2 rRNA genes are annotated in these 1045 nt (G+C 49.9%); both read right to left on the bottom strand.

From position 1 onward, the window contains the following. Positions 1–486, bottom strand: a 23S ribosomal RNA gene (locus tag GQ57_RS37965); the annotation flags it as partial. 436 nt (positions 487–922) lie between these two features. Beyond that, positions 923–1045 (bottom strand): 16S ribosomal RNA (locus tag GQ57_RS37960); the annotation flags it as partial.

Here is a 1045-nt window from a genome sequence, read left to right as displayed (position 1 = left end):
GGGTTCTTTTCGCCTTTCCCTCACGGTACTGGTTCACTATCGGTCGATCACGAGTATTTAGCCTTGGAGGATGGTCCCCCCATCTTCAGACAGGATTTCACGTGTCCCGCCCTACTTTTCGCACACCTAGTTCTTTCATACTGTTTTCGCCTACGGGGCTATCACCCGCTATGGCCGCACTTTCCAGAGCGTTCGGCTAACAATACAAATAAAGAGTGCAAGGCTCATCCCATTTCGCTCGCCACTACTTTGGGAATCTCGGTTGATTTCTTTTCCTGCGGTTACTTAGATGTTTCAGTTCACCGCGTTCGCTTCACATGGCCTATGTATTCAGCCATGGATACTCCAAAAGGAGTGGGTTTCCCCATTCGGACATCTACGGATCAAAGCTTGTTTGCCAGCTCCCCGTAGCTTTTCGCAGGCTACCGCGTCCTTCATCGCCTGTGATCGCCAAGGCATCCACCACATGCACTTGTTCGCTTGACCCTATAACGAGTCTGTCTCATCGACAGTCGCTACAGGTTGAGTTCTCGCGTTGTGCCGTATTCCAATTGATGTCGGTCCGGCGTTAGCGCTTTAGCGCTTACGCTGGCCCCACTCCCGAAGGGAGTAGACCCGAATCATCTTGAGATACATCGATACAATCACAACCCGGATAGTTTCCACGTCCATCTCATAGACGCTTCCGCTATCCAAATTACTTACTTCTTCCAGATTGTTAAAGAACGACAGCCGATACTTTCGTACCGCTCTGACTGGCTCAATCGCCAATGAGAAAAACTCGAATCAAACTTCATTCGAATGTTTGTCATTGAAGATTATTGAAAGCGGCCGGCATTATAACCGGTTTAACCGCAGACAGCTAGTCTGTCTTAATCAACAGCCGATAAGCGTGAGCGCTCAATTTTGCGAGAAGCTCTGGAAAGGAGGTGATCCAGCCGCACCTTCCGATACGGCTACCTTGTTACGACTTCACCCCAGTCATGAATCCTACCGTGGTGACCGTCCTCCTTGCGGTTAGACTAGCCACTTCTGGTAAAACCCA

Source organism: Burkholderia sp. MSh2 (assembly GCF_000731655.1).
Taxonomy (GTDB): Bacteria; Pseudomonadota; Gammaproteobacteria; order Burkholderiales; family Burkholderiaceae; genus Burkholderia; species Burkholderia paludis.
This window is presented reverse-complemented; position numbering and strand designations above follow the sequence as displayed.